Origin of the sequence: Bacillus sp. ISL-78 (assembly GCF_018613455.1) — a bacterium.
Lineage (GTDB): Bacteria > Bacillota > Bacilli > Bacillales > DSM-1321 > Peribacillus > Peribacillus frigoritolerans.
Map to the genome: position 1 here is coordinate 45,161 of NZ_JAGGQC010000019.1, position 18,581 is coordinate 63,741.

Here is an 18,581-nt window from a genome sequence, read left to right on the forward strand (position 1 = left end):
TCATCCTATCTATGCAAATGCTTTCCTCCCCATTTTACCCTAATCCCCTTATAAATAAAAACCAGCCCGGTCCTTAACCTGGCTGGTTTCCAAGAAAACTTTGATTATGAAACTTCCAAATGAAGATCGCCCGGCTTAACTTTACCCATCATTTTCAATACGCGATGTAAGGCAAGCGTGATCACAGCTGGCAATACCATCCCCACTGCCACATAAACCAAGAATGTGTATAACCCATGACCTGTTATGATGGCAATCGGGGCAATCATTGAACTTAACCCCATGCCGCCAAGCTCATACGGCACTTGAAAATCGAATGCCAAGGTAGCGATAGGTGCACAGATGATTGCTGCCACAAAAGGCGGAACTACATATAATGGTTTTTTGATCAAATTAGGAAATTGAACTTTTGGCGTTACGACCATCTGTGCCAGGAACCCGCCCATATCATTATCTTTATAAGACATGACAGTGAACCCGACAAACTGAACCGTACATCCGATTAGGGCTGCAGCACTGGAAACTGGATCTAATTGCAGGGCGATCGCAAGGGCCGCGGAAGACGCCGGTGTCATCAATAAAATGCTCCATACCAAGGCTATGACCATGGAACCGATTAAGGGAGAACCCTCGACCGCAGCGGTAGTTTGACTGCTTATCCATGTTAGGAGCGGAGTGGTGACAAGAGCCAGGCCATATCCCGAAACTCCACCGACAAGAACGGCACCCATAGGTATGGCCATGATGTCCAACTTCGTTTTGCCCATTATGCGCTTACCTATATATGTTGCAATCACCGCTGCCAATACAGCACTTAGCGGCTGGCCCGTAACAATCGTGAAGGCACCCTCAGCCGTTTTGTGAATGGCAGCACCTCCAACAGCACTTGAAGCCATGGCGCTAAAGATAATTAATGAATTTCCTCCTAGCTGATAGGCGATTCCTGCTCCTAAAGCTGGTGCCAGCAAGACCTTTGCGGCCCCGCCTATTGCCAGAAAGACCTCCCAGCCTAAATAGCCCCCTATGGACTCAAACAATAACCCGATCCCTAATGTAACCAAGACAGCGTTGGCTATCCCTGTTGATGCCTTGTACATTCGATCGCTGATGTATTCTTTCCTGCTCACTTTATCTCCACTCCTTGTTAATTATCAGAATATTCGATTTAACAGAATCAAAAAAAAAATAAAGGTCTTCATTTAAAAGCCTATTAAGTATAGCGTACCACTACCTGAATGTCTGTTAATGTCTGTTCGTATAATAACATGAATTTTCTGATAATGTAAGGGATGATTTTATTCTAATAAAATAAAAGCGCTTTCAAAAATAAAGGTTTAATACATTACTATCAAATAAAAGCTAATAATTTATTATTCTAAAATAAATTACCCCTTTTAAGGATGTACTACATGGAGATACTTCCGTACTTTTGCGACAAAAAAAAGAACCCGATTAAGGATTCTCTCATTAGCTGGATATATGACTTTTCTAATAGATATCATCCTATTTTTGAAATCCTTCCAATTTGGCAAAAGTGTCCTTCAAATATTGGTAGAACAATTTCTCCGTCGGCATCAGTTCCCTATCAGTCGGAACGATGACCCCTACAGCCCTGGTTACAGATGGATTCTCCAGCGGCAATTTAACAGTAAAACGCGGCAAACTGTCAATCAAGGAAATCTCAGGAATCAAGGTTATACCCAGACCTGCTGCCACCAGCCCTTTTATGGCATCAGTATCTTTCCCTTCAAATGCAACTTCCGGTTCAAAGCCATGCAATTTGCAGGCGTTCATGACGAGATCCCTTAAAACATAACCCTTTGGAGATAAAATGAACGGATTCCCTTGAAGCTCATTCAAGGATAGTGATATCTTCAGGGCCAAAGGATGGCTTTCTGGCAAAAGGGCAACTAAGTTCTCAATAAACAGCGTTTCCCCTTTGATTTTCTTTTCATTCACCGGCAGCGGGCCGATCAAGGCCATGTTAATGTTACCTTTAATCACGGAATCTATCAGGTAGCGATAGGAACCTTGTTTCAATGTGAATTTCGCCTGCGGGTAACTTTCCCTGAAGTCGGAAATGACCCTTGGCAATACATAAGAAGCCAAACTGCTGGGAAAGCCGATGCGGATTGTCCCTTTTTCCGGTTCCAGACTTTCAGCCATCTCACGCCTGGCACGATTGATTATATCCATAGCTTGTTCCATATGAGCTAAAAATGTATGTCCTATAGGCGTCAATCTAATCTTTCGGCCTTCCCTGATAAATAAGGGCACACCCAGCTCTTCTTCTAAATTGTAAATTTGGCGACTGACTGCAGACTGGGCAACATGCAAATCCACTGCTGCTTCCGTCATATGTTCACGTTTTGCCACTTCAATGAAATATTCGATTTGCCTTAATTCCAATCTAAGCTCCCTCTTTCATATCAAAACAGCATGTTATTTATCTAATATTCAGATTGTTCGTTTCATTTTTAAATTATATCATGAAAGTATCATATAAAAATCGATAGACTTACCCTATTTAATATTTTATGACTTTAACTAAAGGAGAGAGAACAATGACCACTTCACAGGAAGTCGAGCATGAGGAATCGCAGGTTGCCAGAGAGTTCGTAAGTCAAGTATACGCGCAGGTAAAGGAACGTAATCCTCACGAAAGTGAATTCCATCAAGCCGTAAAGGAGATATTCCTTTCATTGGTCCCGGTGTTTGCAAAACATCCAGAATATATGAAAAGCGGGATATTGGAAAGGCTGGTAGAACCCGAGAGAATGATCACCTTCCGTGTCTCTTGGGTTGATGACCTGGGCAATGTTCAAGTAAACCGTGGTTTCCGGGTGCAATTCAACAGTGCAATCGGACCATTCAAAGGCGGTCTCCGTTTCCACCCCACTGTCAATTCCAGCATCATAAAGTTTCTTGGTTTCGAGCAAATCTTTAAAAATTCGCTTACTGGCCAGCCGATCGGTGGGGGTAAAGGCGGTTCGGACTTCGATCCAAAAGGAAAATCGGACGCGGAAATCATGCGTTTCTGCCAAAGCTTCATGTCGGAACTAGCTCGCTATATCGGCCCTGATACAGACGTACCGGCTGGTGATATCGGAGTCGGTGCAAGGGAGATCGGTTACTTGTTCGGTCAGTATAAAAAGATGCAAGGCGGCTACCATGCCGGTGTTTTAACCGGTAAAGGCATAAGTTATGGCGGAAGCCTGGCCCGTACAGAGGCGACTGGATATGGGACGGTTTACTTTGTCGAAGAAATGCTAAAAGACAAAGGGCTTCAATTCCATGGCAGCACTGTCGTTATCTCAGGGTCTGGCAATGTATCCATTTATGCCATTGAAAAAGCTACACAGCTAGGCGCTAAAGTTGTTGCATGCAGCGACTCCAATGGCTACATATATGATGAAAATGGCCTGAATCTTGATACAGTTAGACGTCTTAAAGAAGTGGAACGAAAACGTTTAAGCGAGTATGTCGATGCGCACCCGGAGGCTGTATACCATGAAGGAAGCTATGGCATCTGGTCTGTACCATGCGACATCGCCCTGCCTTGTGCCACTCAAAATGAAATCGATGAAGAAGCAGCAAAATTACTGGTCAAAAATAATGTGAAGGCAGTGGGTGAGGGCGCTAATATGCCTTCAACACTTGAAGCCATTGATGTATTCCTTAATAACGGCATCCTTTTTGGACCAGCAAAAGCAGCCAATGCAGGCGGCGTAGCCGTGTCTGCACTCGAAATGGCCCAAAACAGTGCCAGGATGCCTTGGACTTTCGAAGAAGTCGATGCCAAGCTGCATGAAATCATGAAAAATATCTATAAAAACAGCATAGAGGCCGCCGAAGCATATGGTGCGCCTGGCAATTTAGTTGTCGGTGCCAATATTGCCGGATTCCTTAAAGTGGCGGATGCGATGCTGACTCAAGGTGTACTCTAGCAGTCAATAGATGTAGGGCGGTTCCGACACGTGGCCGCCTTAAAAGAATGAATTCACTTTTCTATCTCCTCTTTTTCATATCAATTCAAGCTGAATATCAACTCTTAGATAACATCAATGAGATCGAAACATTTCTGTCTCCCAAACAAAAAAGAGTGTCGGAAGATTTCCGTCACTCTTTTTGTTTGGGAGACAATCACTCTTTGGTGACCAATTTCAATGGAACGGATATTGTGTCATCCACTTTGTCGCCTTTTAAGATCTTTTCAGCCGCATTAACCGCTTCTTCACCGATAAGTGCCGGTTGTTGGGCGATTGTGGCTTTTAGTTCACCGTTTTCAACTGCTTTCAATGCATCATCGTTTCCGTCAAAACCAACGACGATGATGTCTTTTCCAGCTGCCTTGATTGCTTCAATGGCTCCTAGTGCCATTTCATCATTATGGGCGAAAACCGCTTGGATGTCTTTATCGCCTTGCAGGATATTTTCCATGACGTTAAGCCCCTTTGTCCGGTCGAATTCCGCCGTTTGGCTTGTCAGGACCTCTAACTGCTTGTCCGCAATATTGTGGAAACCTTTCCCGCGTTCACGAGTTGCAGATGCTCCGGATACCCCTTCAAGTTCCACTACTTTCGCTTTTTCGCCAAGCTCTTTAACTAAAAATTCTGCAGCCATTTCCCCGCCAGCCACATTGTCGGAAGCGATGAACGTTTCAATGTCTCCTTCGTCTGAAGAGCGGTCAATCGTGATAACGGGAATGCCCGCTTCATTAGCTGATTGAACGGCTGAAGATATTGCCGAAGAGTCAGTAGGATTCACAAGAAGGACATCAACCTTTTGAAGGATTAGATCTTCAATTCCGCTGATTTGTTTTGCCGTATCATCTTGGGCGTCAACAACTGTGACTTTCATGCCCTTTTCTTTTGCCTCTTTTTCAATACCATCTTTTAAGGAAACGAAGAATGGGTTGTTTAAAGTAGAGATGCTGACCCCGACTTTCACGTCTTTCATCGAGTCTTTCTTTTCTTTTTTATCATCTGTTAGACCAGAATCCATTGAACAGGCAGCCAAGACCATTAAAGAAAGAACCATGATGATCGATACTATTTTTTTCATTGATTACACCTCTTCTTATGATTTTTTACGGTCAAGTAAGACCGCGATTAATATAACTGCACCTTTTACCACTTGCTGGTAGAAAGAAGATACACCAAGTAAATTCATGCCGTTATTCAAGGTACCGATGATCAGGACACCGACCAGCGTACCGAACAAGCGCCCTTTACCGCCTGAAAGGCTCGTTCCGCCCAGCACCACGGCTGCGATGGCATCCATTTCATAGGATTGCCCTGCCGTCGGCTGTGCCGAATTCAGACGGGATGTCAAAATGGCACCGGCAATGGCCGCCATCGTACCGGCCAGACCATAGATGGCCACCTTGACCCGGTCAACTTTAATCCCAGAAATACGGGAAGCCCTTTCATTTCCGCCGATTGCATAAGTTTTACGGCCAAAGGATGTTTTATGAAGCAGGAACCATAGAATTAAGAAAGCGATGATCATCACAACCGCCGGTACTGGCACTCCAAGGAAGTAACCTCTCCCAAGCATCTGGAACGTAACGGAATCGCCAATTCCGGTAATCGGCTTTCCATCCGTATACACAAGCGTTAATCCCCGGAAAATCGTCATGGTGGCCAGTGTCACGATGAAAGGGGCCATCTTACCCTTTGAAACGAGTATCCCATTGATTACACCCATTATTGCACCTAGTAGAATGCCTACCAATATTGCTAAAATCGGATCCAATCCCGAGACCATCATACCAGCCATGAGTGCGCTGGATAGAGCTAAAATGGAACCGACGGATAAGTCGATGCCGCCTGTCAATATGATAAAGGTCATTCCAAATGCGATAAGTGCATTGATGGAGGTTTGACGCAATAAATTCAAAATATTATTCGGTTCCATGAATGATGGATTTAAAACGGTTATTACGATAAATAAAAGTACCAGGGCGAGTAACGGACCGAATTTCTGCCAAATCCCGCTTTTCCCTGCAGCCTCAAGTTTCATCCTAGTTCCCTCCTGTCGCCAATGCCATAATTTTTTCTTGCGTTGCTTCCTGCTTTAACAATTCCCCAGCAATCTCACCTTCGTGAACGACAAGGATTCTATCACTCATTCCAATAATTTCCGGAAGCTCTGACGAAACCATGATGATGGCGATGCCTCGCTCCGTCAATTCATTCATCAATTCGTAAATTTCACGTTTTGCACCAACATCTATCCCCCGGGTCGGTTCATCCATAATTAGAACTTTAGGGGAAGTGCCGATCCATTTGGCGATTACCACTTTCTGTTGATTTCCTCCGGAAAGGTTGCCGATGACCGTCTCAGCAGAAGATGTCTTTACATGAAGTCGCTTAATCATCATTTCGGCAAAGTTCATCTCATCTTCCGTTTTCACGATTCCGTTAGGAGCAAAACTCTTGAGATTCGGCAAGCCGATATTTTCCCTTACAGAAAAGTCCAGGATCAATCCCTCTTCTTTACGATTTTCCGTAATGAAAGCCAGGCCGTGCCGAACTGCATCCGTTGGTTTTCGTATGGAAACTTTCTTGCCTTCAATGGTGATTTCACCCCTGTCTATTTGGTCGACACCAAAAAGGGCGCGCATTATTTCCGTTCTGCCTGCTCCCATCAATCCGGCGACACCGACAATCTCACCTTGGCGAACCGCGAAATGGATATCTTCAAAAAGCCCCTTTCTGGTTAAACCTTTCACATCAAGGACTATGTCGCCAGCATTCGCTTCACGATGAGGAAAACGATCCTCCAGCTCCCGCCCTACCATCTTTTGAACGACTTCATCGAAATTTGTATCTGCAATTCTTTTCGTATCGACTGTCTTTCCGTCACGCATTACGGTGATCCGGTCACAAATGGCGAATATTTCTTCCATCCGGTGAGAAATATAAACTAGGGATACACCCTTTTTGGTGAGTCCCTTCATCACTTCAAAGAGCTTCTCTATTTCCCTCTCAGTTAAAGCGGCCGTTGGCTCATCCATGATGATGACTTCGGCATCCGTCATGAGCGTCTTGGCAATTTCAATCATTTGCTGTTCCCCGACAGAACACAATCCAGCTTCCTTATCATAAGGAAGGGAAATATTAAGTGTTTTAAAAATCTCGTTTGCACGCGCTTTCATTTGTTTCGTCTTCAGGACACCGAAGCCATTGACCATTTCCCTGCCGATAAATAGATTCTCCAGCACGGTCATTTCGGGCCAAATATTCAATTCCTGACGAATAAAGGCCATTCCCGCCTCTTCGGCCTCCTTTGAATCCTTGAATGATGTTTCTTTACCGTTAATCTCGATCGTTCCTTGATCTTGTTTATGCAGCCCGGTCAAAATGTTCATCAAGGTTGATTTCCCCGCACCATTTTCCCCCATTAGTGCATGTACTTCCCCAGCCTCTAAAGAAAAATGAACACCTTCCAATACCTTGTTTTGACCAAATGCTTTATAAATATCGCGCATTTCGATTTGCATGCTCATCATCTCATTTCTTTAAAAGAATACTCCAGACTGCAATATGCAATTTGAATATGGCGTGGTCTCCCCGGTCCGGATAATGGCTTTCGCGTTACTTGTCAGCCTTTTAAAATCCTCATGGGAGACATATTCAATCGCTGCTCCGAATTGCTGCTCCATGTATTGATGCTGTTCCGGGTTTTTAACCTTCACTTCTGTGGCAGCGATAACCTTTTCAACAACCATATCTTCGTGAACCGCCCGGACGACATCTTGAAATGATGGCGTCCCAGGCGTCAATGCTAAATCAATCTTGCAAACTCCGGGCGGCACCGGCAGCCCGGCATCACCTACGACAATATAATCGGTATGACCAAGGTCAACCAGGACCTTGGCTATTGAACTATTGATGATTCCTTGACGTTTCATGCTTCAAAGCCCCTCTCGACCTCTAACCTTTGCGGCATGCCGCCTTGAGCACCTAATTTCGTCACGGAAATGGAAGCTGCCCGGTTCGCGAACAACAAACTTTCGTCCAAACTCTTTCCTTCTGCAACAGCCACCGCAAAGGCAGCATTGAATGTATCCCCTGCACCTGTTGTATCCACAGCTTCCACTTCAAAGCTTGGAACAACCTTTTCTTCATGTCCATCAAAGTAACGGACTCCATTTCTTCCTTCGGTAATGAATAATTTATTTGGATACTCAGTCAAGACTTCCGTTCTATCTCTCCCATCGAATAGTATCTCGAATTCATGTTCATTCGGAGTAAGGAATGATGCCTGTTGAATGACAGCCTCGCTTAGTCTGCGGGCGGGAGCTGGGTTCAATAGTAATTTCTTTTGAAGCATGTTGCACAAGGCAGCCAGATACTCCACAGTTTCCTCAGGTATTTCCTGCTGGACCAACACGATATCCGATTCCTCTATCACCTTTTTCGCCTTTTGTACATATTCAGGAGTAATGAAATCATTCGCACCTTTTACGACAATAATGCTGTTATCACCTTCCGAAAGGGTAATGTGCGCTGTCCCGGAAGCAGAATCTGTAACCGGTTCCACATACTTCGTATTTACATGATTTTTTTTCATGTTATCTAAGATGATCTCTCCATAGACATCATCTCCTACACATCCAACCATCGACACTTCTGCACCAAGACGTGCCGCTGCCACAGCCTGATTGGCTCCCTTTCCTCCAGGAACCGTGATAAAGGACTCTCCTAAAACCGTTTCCCCCGCCATTGGGCGTTTGGCTGATGTCACCACTAAGTCCATTGACGAACTTCCCACTACTGCAATTCTAATCATGTCTTCTCCGCCTTCCTTCTCGTTGTTTGTCTCTCCACAAAAGAAACAGGGAGCTTTTTATGTGTTACTACCATTTTTTCTTGATTGATCCTTTTAATTAACATTTCCGCCGCTTGTGCCCCCATTTCATAGGCTGGCTGCCGAATTGTCGATAACGGTGGGTGCAATAACGATGTGAAGGAGATATCATCATAGCCGATTAATTGTATGTCTTCCGGTATCCGTATTCCCCGTTTTAAAATCTCTTGAAGTGCTGCGGCTGCAACAATATCATTACATGCAATGATTCCATCCGTTTCCGGATATTGCTCGAAAAGCTGCTTCACGCATGTTTGGCCGCCCTGAAGAGTCAGGGATGAATCCATGACATGCACGCTCACTTTTGCTTGTTTCAATTCTTCCAATGCTGCCATGTACCGTTCATATACAGGCTTTATTTCGACTGGCCCCCTAATGAGGACGATATTCGTACTGCCTCTATCCAGCAATACGCGTGCCGCCAGCTTACCGCCTGTTTTTTGATCGGAATAAACAGCTGGTAATTTCTCCGCTGTACGGTCGAGAAGGACAACTGGAATATCCAGATTATCGAAATTCTCATTGGCTTCTTCACTAGTCGAAGCAATCATGCCCACTACATTGTTTTGCAGGAAAGTGTCAATATATTCTATTTCTTTATCTCGCTTTTCATCACTATTTCCAAAAATCAACCGATAACCAAACTGCTGAAGATAATCCTCGACACCCCTTGCCATTTCTGGGAAGAAGGGATTCGTAATGTCCGGCAAAATCAAACCAACCAATTTGGATTTACGTTTGTAGAGGGATCTTGCCACTTCATTCGGTTTATAATTCAATTTTTCAACAGCTGCCATGACCACCTTTTTTGTGTCCTCATGTGCATAACCACTGCCATTCATAACTCTGGAAACCGTTGCCACAGAAACTCCAGCTTCCTTTGCCACATCCCGAATAGTTGCCAAAATATCACCCTCTATGCTTTTGTGTAACCGTTTACACATAGCTTATCACCAATTTAAATGAACGGCAAGCCCTCCCCAAATATAATTTTTTGGGAATTGACCTAAAACTGAAGACAGCAGGAGTTCTACCTAACCGTTATAATTAAGTTGAGTTGAGTGGAGCGGAAGGGGCAAGACTCCTGCGGAAAAGGCGAGTCAAGGGACCCGCAGGAGCAAAGCGCCGAGGAGTCTCACGGACCGCCCGCGGAAAGTGAGTGCCTCGAGCGGAAATCAACGGTCAAATTGTTAAAACCATAAGAAAAATGGCTCAAAAGTCTGAGCCAGTTTAACTTTATAGCGATTTTGCAGGTAACTTTTCATAAAGGGCATTATTCACATGCCCAAACTCAGAGGCATGCGGACGGTCTTCACCATCGCTATATCCATATTGAAGCATCCGATTTCTATTCAGGCAGAGCTTTGTTAATTTTGGCGCAAAGAAATTGAACGTATCGAAACGATCCTGCAGCATAGGGAATTTTTTCTGATGTGTCAGGATTGTTCGGGCGACGCCTTCCCAAAAAGCATTCTCATCCAAAAGGGACCGCTTCATCATAAGTGTTGACAAGTATCGGAAATGACAGATGAACAGTCCCGTGAAAATGAATTGAACCAGCCCCTCGGGAGTCTCACTTCTTAGTACTTCCCTTAAATCATCAGGAAGGCTGCTTAATTCAGGAAGCGGCTGATCACTGACGTTTACATCATCTACAAAATCCTTGATGGCCAAGCGGTGAGGCTTGTAATCCTTCAAAACTAAAATGGTATTTTGACCATGCGGCGAGAAGACCAATCCATACTGATAGATAAAATGAAGTAATGGTGATAGGATGACGTCGAATAATTGAGCTGTCCAGGCTTCTGCAGTCAATCCCGATTTTTCAATAAGGCTTTCCACATATGGTTTCCCTTTGCTGTCGACATGTAAAAGGGACGCAAGCGTAATGGGCTTTTCGCCTTCTTCCATATAACTGTAAATGCTTTCTCTCCAAATCCCCCCCAGCATCTCCAAATATTGATACGGTACATTCTCTAGCTTGGAATAATACGGGTGATCAACATTTAAACTGGCCACTTCACCAGGAAGCACTACTTTGCATTGTTCTTTCAAGAATGAATCATTTTCATAAATGTTCTTTATATACGTTGTGATTTTTGGGGCAATGACCGTGCGTTCAGCTGGCAATCCACGGTAGACTAGCGTATTTAAAATGCTCATCGGCAGCTTGACGTGGTGTTTATCCTTATTCGATACATTAACAAATGTCCGGATGGATTGCTGCGGCAGATACTTATCAGGACCATTTCCCAAAGCTACGATCAGCCCTTTAGCCAGGTCATCGGTAAAGTTCTGGATGATTACATTCTTCCACTGCCATTCATGAACCGGAAGGTAGTAATAGTTTTCTGCGTTCAGCCCTTTTTCCGTCAATATCTTTGCAAATGATTTTTGGGTTTCCCCATCCAGTTCATTCTCCATCAATTGCTTATAAGATAACGTTTCGACTGAATTGAACTCCCCCCTCGTTTTATGGACGGCAATCCAGGATAACTGAACTTCCTTCTGGTTTTCTGGAGCGAACTGCAAATAATCATCATAACCGAAACCGATTCTTCCCTTGTTATAAGCAATCCAAGGGTGACCGCTCATTTCTCCTTCAAGTAATGCATAATCCAATTCGACTAAATCAGCCGCATCTTGTTCAGGTTTGGATAGCAATTGGAGATCCGCAAGCAGCGTATGATGGAATTCTTTGATTAAATGTCCTGTTGTTTCTGCAGTCATCCCAATTAACGGCTGGATGTCCAAAATGAATTGAATAGCATCCTTGGCCTGTGTAAAACCTTCCGTTTCACATACCTGGATCGACTCGGCCTGTACTTCATAGCTGTCAAAAAGACGGGGCGACGCTAAAAATCGATAAGATTTCCCCTCATTTATCTTTAACTCATATAAGTTTCCTGCTGTATTTTCATTCAGGACAGCTGGATGGATCATATCTTCATACATATACTCAGAAATCATCTTGGCCAGCAGGTTTTGGTTTACTTTCGACCAATTCGTTTCTGAAACTGCCTGTTCCACTTCATTTATGAACTGCATATAATTCTCCCCTTCCCTTCTCTTAGTAAGCCATGACGGGTGATTTTACACGGAATGACTGAAATGCACCCTTTGGCTTCGATGGATAAACTTCTTTACCTGCCAATTGATTGATGATAATCGAATTTCGGAATGCTCCTAAGCCTAGATCCGGAGCACCCACCCCATGTGTATGTATTTCGCCATTTTGAATAAAAAGGTGATTCGGTGTAGAGATGGCCGTTCCTACCCGATAGTCTTTCGTTATTGCAAGACGGCCCAAGTCATCGCGGACTAAATGGTCCTCCATGGTTTCAAGGAATGCCGGAAGGGTTGATTTATAGCCCGTCCCAAAAACGATCGCCTCTGTGTCCACATCAAATTCGCTATCTTCAACCCACTGTCGACATTTCAATTGCCAGCCATTTTCAGCGGGGGTAACTGCCGCAACTTCCGTCATGGCCCGAAGTTCAATGGCAAGTTCGGCATTTCCAATCGATTTTTCATACATCTTATCAAAAATTGCTGCAATGGTCGTAGCGCTGATCCCTTTATACAATAAATCCTGTTTCGGCAGGATTTCATCCTTCTTTTCCTGAGGCAGCCGATAAAAGAAATCAAGGTAATCCGGCGTGAAGTATTCCAATCCGAGTTTTGAATATTCCATAGGGAAAAACCCCTTGGATCTTGTATACCAGTTTAGCTGGTAGCCATATTCCTCCTGCTCATTAAGCAAATCCAGAAAGACCTCGGCTGCACTCTGTCCAGATCCGACAACCGTTACAGATTTTTTCTTTAAGACGTTTTCTTTATTCCGTAAATAATCGGCCGAATGCAGGATGCTCTCTCCCATATATGGTTGAAAGGCCGATGGAACAGTCGGGGAACTGCCGATTCCCATGACTACATGGCGGCTATAATAGACTTCGATCTTTTGTGTTTGTGTATCCCTTACACTGATTTGATAGCAGGGTTCACCTTGATTTCCTATATATTCAACCGCCTCCACCGCTTTACCAAAACGGCAGCTATCAAGTTGATGGGCAGCCCAGCGGCAATAGTCGTTATATTCTTTTCGTGGAATCAAGAATTTTTCAAGGAAGTAGAAATGATAAAGCCGATCATGCTGCTGTAAATAATTCAGATAGCTATATGGGCTTGTCACATCTGCCATGCTAACCAGATCGGCAAAGAACGGCACTTGCAGCGTCGTCCCTTCCAGCAGCATCCCTTCATGCCAATTAAATTCCCGCTTTTTCTCAAAAAAGACGGCATTCAACTCCGGGGTTTTCTCCAAAAGGGCCGCAAGTCCAAGGTTAAATGGACCAATTCCTATCCCTACCAAGTCATAGATAGATTGTTGCTTCTCCATAGTTCCACTTCCTCTCGAAATTCCCCCGTGTGCATGACATGAGCAATGCTGTTTTGTCAGGGAGTTCTATCTCTTTAATTGGGGTAAACCCGCATTTTTCAAATAAATGAATCATCTTTGCATTCCTGATATCCGGTTCAGCCATCACTTTGTTTGTGGTTGAAGTCAGTAGTTGGAATTTCACCATTGCACGTAAAAACGGCAAAGCCAGGCCTTTCCCTAAATAATCCGGATCACCAATGAGTAAATGAATGCCTTGATCTCCCTCTTCGGATTCATAATAATCTTCGATGATATCGCCTTTTACCCAATACGATTCCCAATAGCTCATGGGAATGGAATCCAGACAGCCTAAATAAAGTGTTTGGTGCGTATCAGCCAATGCCTTTTTTAAATGAACAGCGAATTTTTCTTTTGTGAAATTCAAATTCCAATAGGGTATCACATGATCTTCATGCATCCATTCATGCAGTGTATCCAAATCCCTCTCAAATTCAACTTTGACAAATGAAAGCTGTTTATTGCAGTCCTTGAGCATTTCTTCATAACTATTTTTCATGGACGGCCATAACCCCCTGCGCGAACGGATTATCAATCGTTGTATAAACGGATTGTGTCTCAAGTGAACCAACAAGCTCATCCATATCATGGAATCGTGTCAGTAAATTAGCCTTACAAGTTAATTCCCGGGCATGAAGCAACTTTGAAACAACTCGATTCACCCCTTCATCTTCGCTATCCCTGCTGCATGTTTCCAGTTGTTCCTGAACGAGCTGTAACAGTTTGTTTTCTGATACTAATCCTTCCGTTCCAAAATTATTGATTAAGCCTAATAAGTGATTAAAAAAGAAATAGTATTGCAGTCTTTCTTCAGCGACTTCATCAGAACAAATCGTAAAGCTTTTTTCACTTAGTTCCGGCATGATCTTTTGCAGCCTGTCCACTTTGGACTCACAATAGTAATACCCTTGATTATCACGATAATAAAAAGCGGCTGGATACCCATCTTGAAGTTGAATGATGGAATTTTGTTGATGGGCTTCCAAAACGATTCCATACTCTTCAAATAGCCAAAGCATCGGTTTCAATGTCCTTGACAGATAGGTTTTGAACCAATCCTTACTTACTTCTTCGGTACTGCGGTCTTCATCAGCTGATAATTTGCGGATGATCGCTCCAAGCCTTGATGGTGCACCATAGGCATTATCCTGACATAAGCCGGCAATCAGGCTTGCTTGTTTATCGTTTTCATAAAAAGGATTTTCCCGGATATCAACATCGAATCCCGATTCTTGCTCGGTCGTTTTGATCGTTAAGTAAGCAGGGTCCTTGATGATACGGAAGGTGGGGTGCCGTTCTTTTAGATCGTCGCCCACTTTAGAATCTATTAATTTTGCAATTTCGACACCGCGATCTAATTCCTTTTGCAGATTTGCACGTAAGGAATTAGTGATTTTAACCGGAACTGAAAATTTGTACATATATCTTGATGTGGGACTATATACCGTTCTAAATGAAGAAGTCGCCGTGAACTTTTTCCCAAGCGGCCCTGCATAAACTAGTGTCCCTTGCTCGATTAGCTTCTTGACCTCTTCTTTTTCGATAAGGGCTTTTGCCTGGAGCGGGTGTGCCGGGATGATGGTATATCGGCTTTCCTCTTGGCAATACGTTCGACGGAATTCACTGGATATCTCCAAGTCACCGGCTAATTCCTGTTTGATGATCTCACTTGCCGATCGGTCTTCACTGGAATCCTGGATGACAATCGAAGGTTCTGCCAGGAAGTAGTGCAGCTGAAACTGCCCTTTTAATTCGGGTGAATAGATCCATTCATCTTTTTCCGAAATGCCTTGCTTGCTTTTAGGTGTCGGATGGAACAGGTGCCCGAATAAAAGTGACTGCTCAGCTTCGATATAGGTGAAATCGGGACTTTGAAGGGCATCAGCGTCTTCGGTCCTGGCTTCTACATAACGTTGAATATTTTGGCTGCTTAGGATGACACGCAGCATCAATTCATCTTCACTATCCGTCCGGCCCTGCTCATTCAATAATTCTTTAGAAACAATCGAGACCATTGTCACGTAATCTAATTCATGTACTTGTTTGGATCCCGTTTGATAATAAACCGGGAAGTGGAAAATATGACGCCCCGTTTTCGACCAATATTTAAGCGGAACAAGCAATGCAATGTCTTGGGATGTGAGCTTACTGACCATTAATGAATCCGGAATGGACCCCTCCAAATCCGGCCAGTTTTTCGTTTCTTCTAACCTGCAATTTCCGGTTTCCCGGAAATAGCAATTCAGAAAGCTTTGCATCGTCGCCCTTTCAGCTATTTGCTTACCATTCATCTTCATTCCTCCATCATCTTGAACATTTCACCTAATACTCGAATTTCGTCTAAAATGTCCTCTATGTGTTCAAGCCTCGTCATCGGGTTCAATAGTGTCATTTTTAAATATACCTGTCCTTCAAAACGTGTTTTTGCTAAAAATGCCCGTCCGCTTTTCAGTAACTCTTGCTGAATCTGTTTATTTAATAGATTGACTAACTGATCACTTTCTCCTTCGGGATTATAACGGAATACAACCGCATTCAATTCAGGGGCTTTATTCAACACTGTGAATCCTTCCTCCTTATCGATCTTCACAGCTACCTCACGTGCAAGGTGACAAGTATAATCGATCATTTCGGCAAAGGTTTCCAGTCCAACGACCTTCAATGACATCCAGAGCTTCAGTGCGTCGAACCTTCTCGTCGTTTGAACCGATTTATTGACTAAGTGAACCATGCCCTCCGCTTCATCTTCCTGTGGATTCAAGTAATCTGCGTGATGCTGGATATATTGGAATGAGTTGCTGTCAGAGACAAGAAAAGCACCACAGCTGATGGGTTGATAGAATAATTTGTGAAAATCAACCGTAATCGAGTCGGCTCGTTCAATACCGCTGATTAAGTTTTTGTAATCCTTACTTAAAATCATCGCGCCTCCATATGCAGCGTCCACATGCAGCCATATCCCATTCTTCCTTGCAGCTTCGGACAACTCATGTAATGGATCGATTGAACCAAAATCCGTTGTTCCGCAAGTTGCAACGATGGCAAATGGCAGTAAACCCTGTTTTTCCAAAAGCAGCATTTGATGATTTAATTCTTCTATGGACAAACGGTGATTTGCATCCGTTTTGATCGTTATTACAGCCTGTTCTCCAAGTCCCAGCTGTGCCGCCGACTTCCGAACCGTAAAGTGGGCAGCCTCTGAGCATAAGATCCGCAATTTATTCGCCTCGACCGGCAAGCCATGCTGTTGAACGTCAACACCCCAGAATTTCTTACAATATGCGTCCCTAGCCAATAGCAGGCCCATATAATTAGATTGGGTTCCACCGCTTGTGAAAATCCCATCCGATTGTTCCGGTAACCCTACCTGGCTGCAAAGCCAATCTATTAAACGCTCTTCAACGAAGGTTGCCGACGAGCTTTGGTCCCATGAATCCATGGATTGATTCAACGTACCGATAACCATTTCAGCAGCAACGGCAGGTATTAATGTCGGGCAATGCAAATGTCCGATACAAGCGGGGCTATGTACATTGATGCTGTCATTAATAACAAACTCTGCCAGCTCATCCGCCACCGCTTCCAGTGTCTCCCCTTTTAGGGAAGCAGGGGGCAGCCCGCTTAATCTTGCTTCGATTTCATACGGTTTTTTCCCAGAGTATGGTGAATTATTCCCTTTTAAAAAGTTGGTCAGCTTTTTTTCAATGATTTTCAATGACTGGCTGTAGTTATTGAAGCCTTCTTCGTTATTCAAGAACATCCGAGAATAAGCAAAGTCCGTTTTATTTATCGTTTCGATCATTGATCATTCACCCTCTTGCAACAGCTGCACGAACAGCTTGTTCAAAAATTGCAGTGGCCTCGCGAAGCTGGGATTCCGTTACGATCAATGGAGGCAAGAACCTCACTACACTTCCATGTCTGCCGCCAACTTCCAGAATCAACCCTCTTTGAAAACATTCCTGTTGAATGGCACTGGCAAGTTGTGAATCAGCAGGATGGCTTCCATTCGCATTTTGCGGTTCTTCATGATTGATCATTTCCACACCGACCATTAATCCCCGGCCCCTGACATCGCCGATCTGCTTAATATCTTTTTGCAAATCTTTAAGAATATCCTTTAAGATTTCTCCCATTTTAGCGGCATGCTCCACAAGATTCGTCTCTTTCATGAATTTTAAAGTCGCTGTTCCTGCTGCCATCGCCATTTGATTTCCGCGGAATGTACCGATATGTGCACCTGGTGACCATAGGTCAAGCTCTTTGTTATAAATCACCACCGATAATGGAAGACTTCCGCCTATTGCTTTGGATAGGACAAGAACGTCCGGGACGATTCCTGCATGTTCAAAGGCAAACATCTTCCCTGTACGGCCGATACCTGATTGAACTTCGTCGATAATAAGCGGAATACCCTTCTCCTTCGTTATTCTCCTGATTTCCTTAAGCCATGGAATTGGAGCTGGAATGGATCCTCCCTCGCCTTGCACTGCCTCCAAAATCATCCCTGCAGGTGCCAATAATCCTGATTCGGGATCATTCAATAGATTTTCGATATACTGGCTGCTGATTTTATGGCTTTCTTCTCCGCCTACTCCGAAGGGACAGCGATATTGATACGGATACGGCAGGAATTGCACATCTGGCATTAACCCTTGGATTTTTTCCTTTGGTTTTGTATTGCCGCTGATTGACATCGTTGCATGCGTTGCCCCGTGGTAAGCTCCCTGGAAAGATAAAATGCTTCTGTTGCCTGTCGCTGTCTTAACCAGTTTAAGTGCTGCCTCGATGGCATCTCCGCCAGTAGGACCACAGAATTGAATTTTTGCATTTTTCCTGAATTCCTCAGGCAGGCATTCAAAAATTTCATCGACGAACTGCTCTTTAATTGGCGTCGTAAAGTCCAATGTATGCAAAGGACGCTTATCCTTAAGAATTTTTTCCATTGCTTCAAGCACTGCCGGATGATTGTGTCCAAGCGCTAATGTTCCAGCCCCGGCAAGAAAATCAATATATCGTTTTCCATCCATGTCTGTTAAGTAAATTCCCTCCGCATGATCGATCGCCATGGGTAATCTTCTAGGATATGATCGGGCATTTGATTCCCTTGTATTTTGTTGTTCCAGTAGTTGATCATTTTTCGTAAGCGTGTTCGTTATCATAGTGAACCTCCATGTATTGAATTAATTGAGAACAATTATCATTATCATGAATCTTATTTTACTGATAATGATAATTGTTCTCA

15 protein-coding genes are annotated in these 18,581 nt (G+C 43.9%); 1 reads left to right on the forward strand and 14 read right to left on the reverse strand.

All coding sequences use genetic code 11. The features are described from left to right. Positions 1–104: 104 nt before the first annotated feature. Positions 105–1,097, reverse strand: coding sequence for a PTS sugar transporter subunit IIC (locus J7I96_RS17925; RefSeq protein ID WP_214923982.1), 993 nt, complete (start codon positions 1,095–1,097; stop codon positions 105–107). Positions 1,098–1,503: 406 nt separating this feature from the next. Beyond that, positions 1,504–2,409 carry a glutamate biosynthesis transcriptional regulator GltC gene (gene gltC / locus J7I96_RS17930; protein WP_214772540.1) on the reverse strand — a complete coding sequence of 302 codons (906 nt, stop codon included), beginning with the start codon at positions 2,407–2,409 and terminating at the stop codon, positions 1,504–1,506. 155 nt (positions 2,410–2,564) lie between these two features. Here gltC and gdhA point away from each other — a divergent pair, with 155 nt between their 5' ends. Next, positions 2,565–3,947 (forward strand): NADP-specific glutamate dehydrogenase, encoded by a 1,383-nt coding sequence (gdhA, locus tag J7I96_RS17935; RefSeq protein ID WP_214772542.1) that lies wholly within the window; start codon positions 2,565–2,567, stop codon positions 3,945–3,947. Positions 3,948–4,143: 196 nt separating this feature from the next. Here the strand turns inward: gdhA and rbsB are convergent, their stop codons facing one another. The 12 genes from rbsB to J7I96_RS17995 form a co-directional block, all read right to left on the reverse strand. Next, positions 4,144–5,064, reverse strand: a complete 921-nt coding sequence (gene rbsB, locus J7I96_RS17940) for a ribose ABC transporter substrate-binding protein RbsB (protein ID WP_214772544.1) — start codon at positions 5,062–5,064, stop codon at positions 4,144–4,146. 15 nt (positions 5,065–5,079) lie between these two features. Beyond that, positions 5,080–6,024, reverse strand: coding sequence for an ABC transporter permease (locus J7I96_RS17945; protein ID WP_214772546.1), 945 nt, complete (start codon positions 6,022–6,024; stop codon positions 5,080–5,082). Position 6,025: 1 nt separating this feature from the next. After that, on the reverse strand, positions 6,026–7,507 hold the full coding sequence (locus J7I96_RS17950; protein WP_214772643.1) for a sugar ABC transporter ATP-binding protein: 1,482 nt from the start codon (positions 7,505–7,507) through the stop codon (positions 6,026–6,028). A gap of 18 nt (positions 7,508–7,525) precedes the next feature. Beyond that, a complete protein-coding gene (gene rbsD, locus J7I96_RS17955; RefSeq protein ID WP_034316088.1) occupies positions 7,526–7,918 on the reverse strand; it encodes a D-ribose pyranase in 393 nt (130 codons plus the stop codon). Then, positions 7,915–8,799, reverse strand: coding sequence for a ribokinase (gene rbsK / locus J7I96_RS17960; protein ID WP_214772548.1), 885 nt, complete (start codon positions 8,797–8,799; stop codon positions 7,915–7,917). Before rbsK ends, rbsD begins: the two co-directional genes overlap by 4 nt. Then, on the reverse strand, positions 8,796–9,782 hold the full coding sequence (locus tag J7I96_RS17965; RefSeq protein ID WP_214772549.1) for a LacI family DNA-binding transcriptional regulator: 987 nt from the start codon (positions 9,780–9,782) through the stop codon (positions 8,796–8,798). The genes rbsK and J7I96_RS17965 overlap by 4 nt, the downstream gene beginning before the upstream one ends. A gap of 331 nt (positions 9,783–10,113) precedes the next feature. Further along, entirely contained in the window at positions 10,114–11,925 is a 1,812-nt protein-coding gene (locus J7I96_RS17970; RefSeq protein WP_214772551.1) for an IucA/IucC family protein, read from the reverse strand. Between the two features lie 22 nt (positions 11,926–11,947). Then, positions 11,948–13,276: a lysine N(6)-hydroxylase/L-ornithine N(5)-oxygenase family protein gene (locus J7I96_RS17975; RefSeq protein ID WP_214772553.1), complete on the reverse strand. Its 1,329-nt coding sequence runs from the start codon at positions 13,274–13,276 to the stop codon at positions 11,948–11,950. Continuing rightward, positions 13,251–13,835 (reverse strand): GNAT family N-acetyltransferase, encoded by a 585-nt coding sequence (locus tag J7I96_RS17980; RefSeq protein ID WP_048685635.1) that lies wholly within the window; start codon positions 13,833–13,835, stop codon positions 13,251–13,253. The genes J7I96_RS17975 and J7I96_RS17980 overlap by 26 nt, the downstream gene beginning before the upstream one ends. Next, on the reverse strand, positions 13,825–15,627 hold the full coding sequence (locus J7I96_RS17985) for an IucA/IucC family protein (RefSeq protein WP_214772555.1): 1,803 nt from the start codon (positions 15,625–15,627) through the stop codon (positions 13,825–13,827). The genes J7I96_RS17980 and J7I96_RS17985 overlap by 11 nt, the downstream gene beginning before the upstream one ends. 2 nt (positions 15,628–15,629) lie before the next feature. Continuing rightward, a complete protein-coding gene (locus J7I96_RS17990; protein ID WP_251025292.1) occupies positions 15,630–17,138 on the reverse strand; it encodes a pyridoxal phosphate-dependent decarboxylase family protein in 1,509 nt (502 codons plus the stop codon). A 7-nt stretch (positions 17,139–17,145) separates the two neighbouring features. Continuing rightward, positions 17,146–18,498 carry an aspartate aminotransferase family protein gene (locus J7I96_RS17995; RefSeq protein WP_214772557.1) on the reverse strand — a complete coding sequence of 451 codons (1,353 nt, stop codon included), beginning with the start codon at positions 18,496–18,498 and terminating at the stop codon, positions 17,146–17,148. Between the last annotated feature and the right edge of the window lie 83 nt (positions 18,499–18,581).

Excerpts from the sequence above, each read along its gene's own strand:
- J7I96_RS17925 (WP_214923982.1), bottom strand. The coding sequence starts at position 1,097 with ATGTACAAGGCATCAACAGGGATAGCCAACGCTGTCTTGGTTACATTA.
- J7I96_RS17990 (WP_251025292.1), bottom strand. The coding sequence starts at position 17,138 with ATGATCGAAACGATAAATAAAACGGACTTTGCTTATTCTCGGATGTTC.
- rbsD (WP_034316088.1), bottom strand. The coding sequence starts at position 7,918 with ATGAAACGTCAAGGAATCATCAATAGTTCAATAGCCAAGGTCCTGGTT.
- J7I96_RS17950 (WP_214772643.1), bottom strand. The coding sequence starts at position 7,507 with ATGCAAATCGAAATGCGCGATATTTATAAAGCATTTGGTCAAAACAAG.
- rbsB (WP_214772544.1), bottom strand. The coding sequence starts at position 5,064 with ATGAAAAAAATAGTATCGATCATCATGGTTCTTTCTTTAATGGTCTTG.
- rbsK (WP_214772548.1), bottom strand. The coding sequence starts at position 8,799 with ATGATTAGAATTGCAGTAGTGGGAAGTTCGTCAATGGACTTAGTGGTG.
- J7I96_RS17980 (WP_048685635.1), bottom strand. The coding sequence starts at position 13,835 with ATGAAAAATAGTTATGAAGAAATGCTCAAGGACTGCAATAAACAGCTT.
- J7I96_RS17985 (WP_214772555.1), bottom strand. The coding sequence starts at position 15,627 with ATGAATGGTAAGCAAATAGCTGAAAGGGCGACGATGCAAAGCTTTCTG.
- J7I96_RS17945 (WP_214772546.1), bottom strand. The coding sequence starts at position 6,024 with ATGAAACTTGAGGCTGCAGGGAAAAGCGGGATTTGGCAGAAATTCGGT.
- J7I96_RS17970 (WP_214772551.1), bottom strand. The coding sequence starts at position 11,925 with ATGCAGTTCATAAATGAAGTGGAACAGGCAGTTTCAGAAACGAATTGG.
- J7I96_RS17975 (WP_214772553.1), bottom strand. The coding sequence starts at position 13,276 with ATGGAGAAGCAACAATCTATCTATGACTTGGTAGGGATAGGAATTGGT.
- J7I96_RS17995 (WP_214772557.1), bottom strand. The coding sequence starts at position 18,498 with ATGATAACGAACACGCTTACGAAAAATGATCAACTACTGGAACAACAA.
- gdhA (WP_214772542.1), top strand. The coding sequence starts at position 2,565 with ATGACCACTTCACAGGAAGTCGAGCATGAGGAATCGCAGGTTGCCAGA.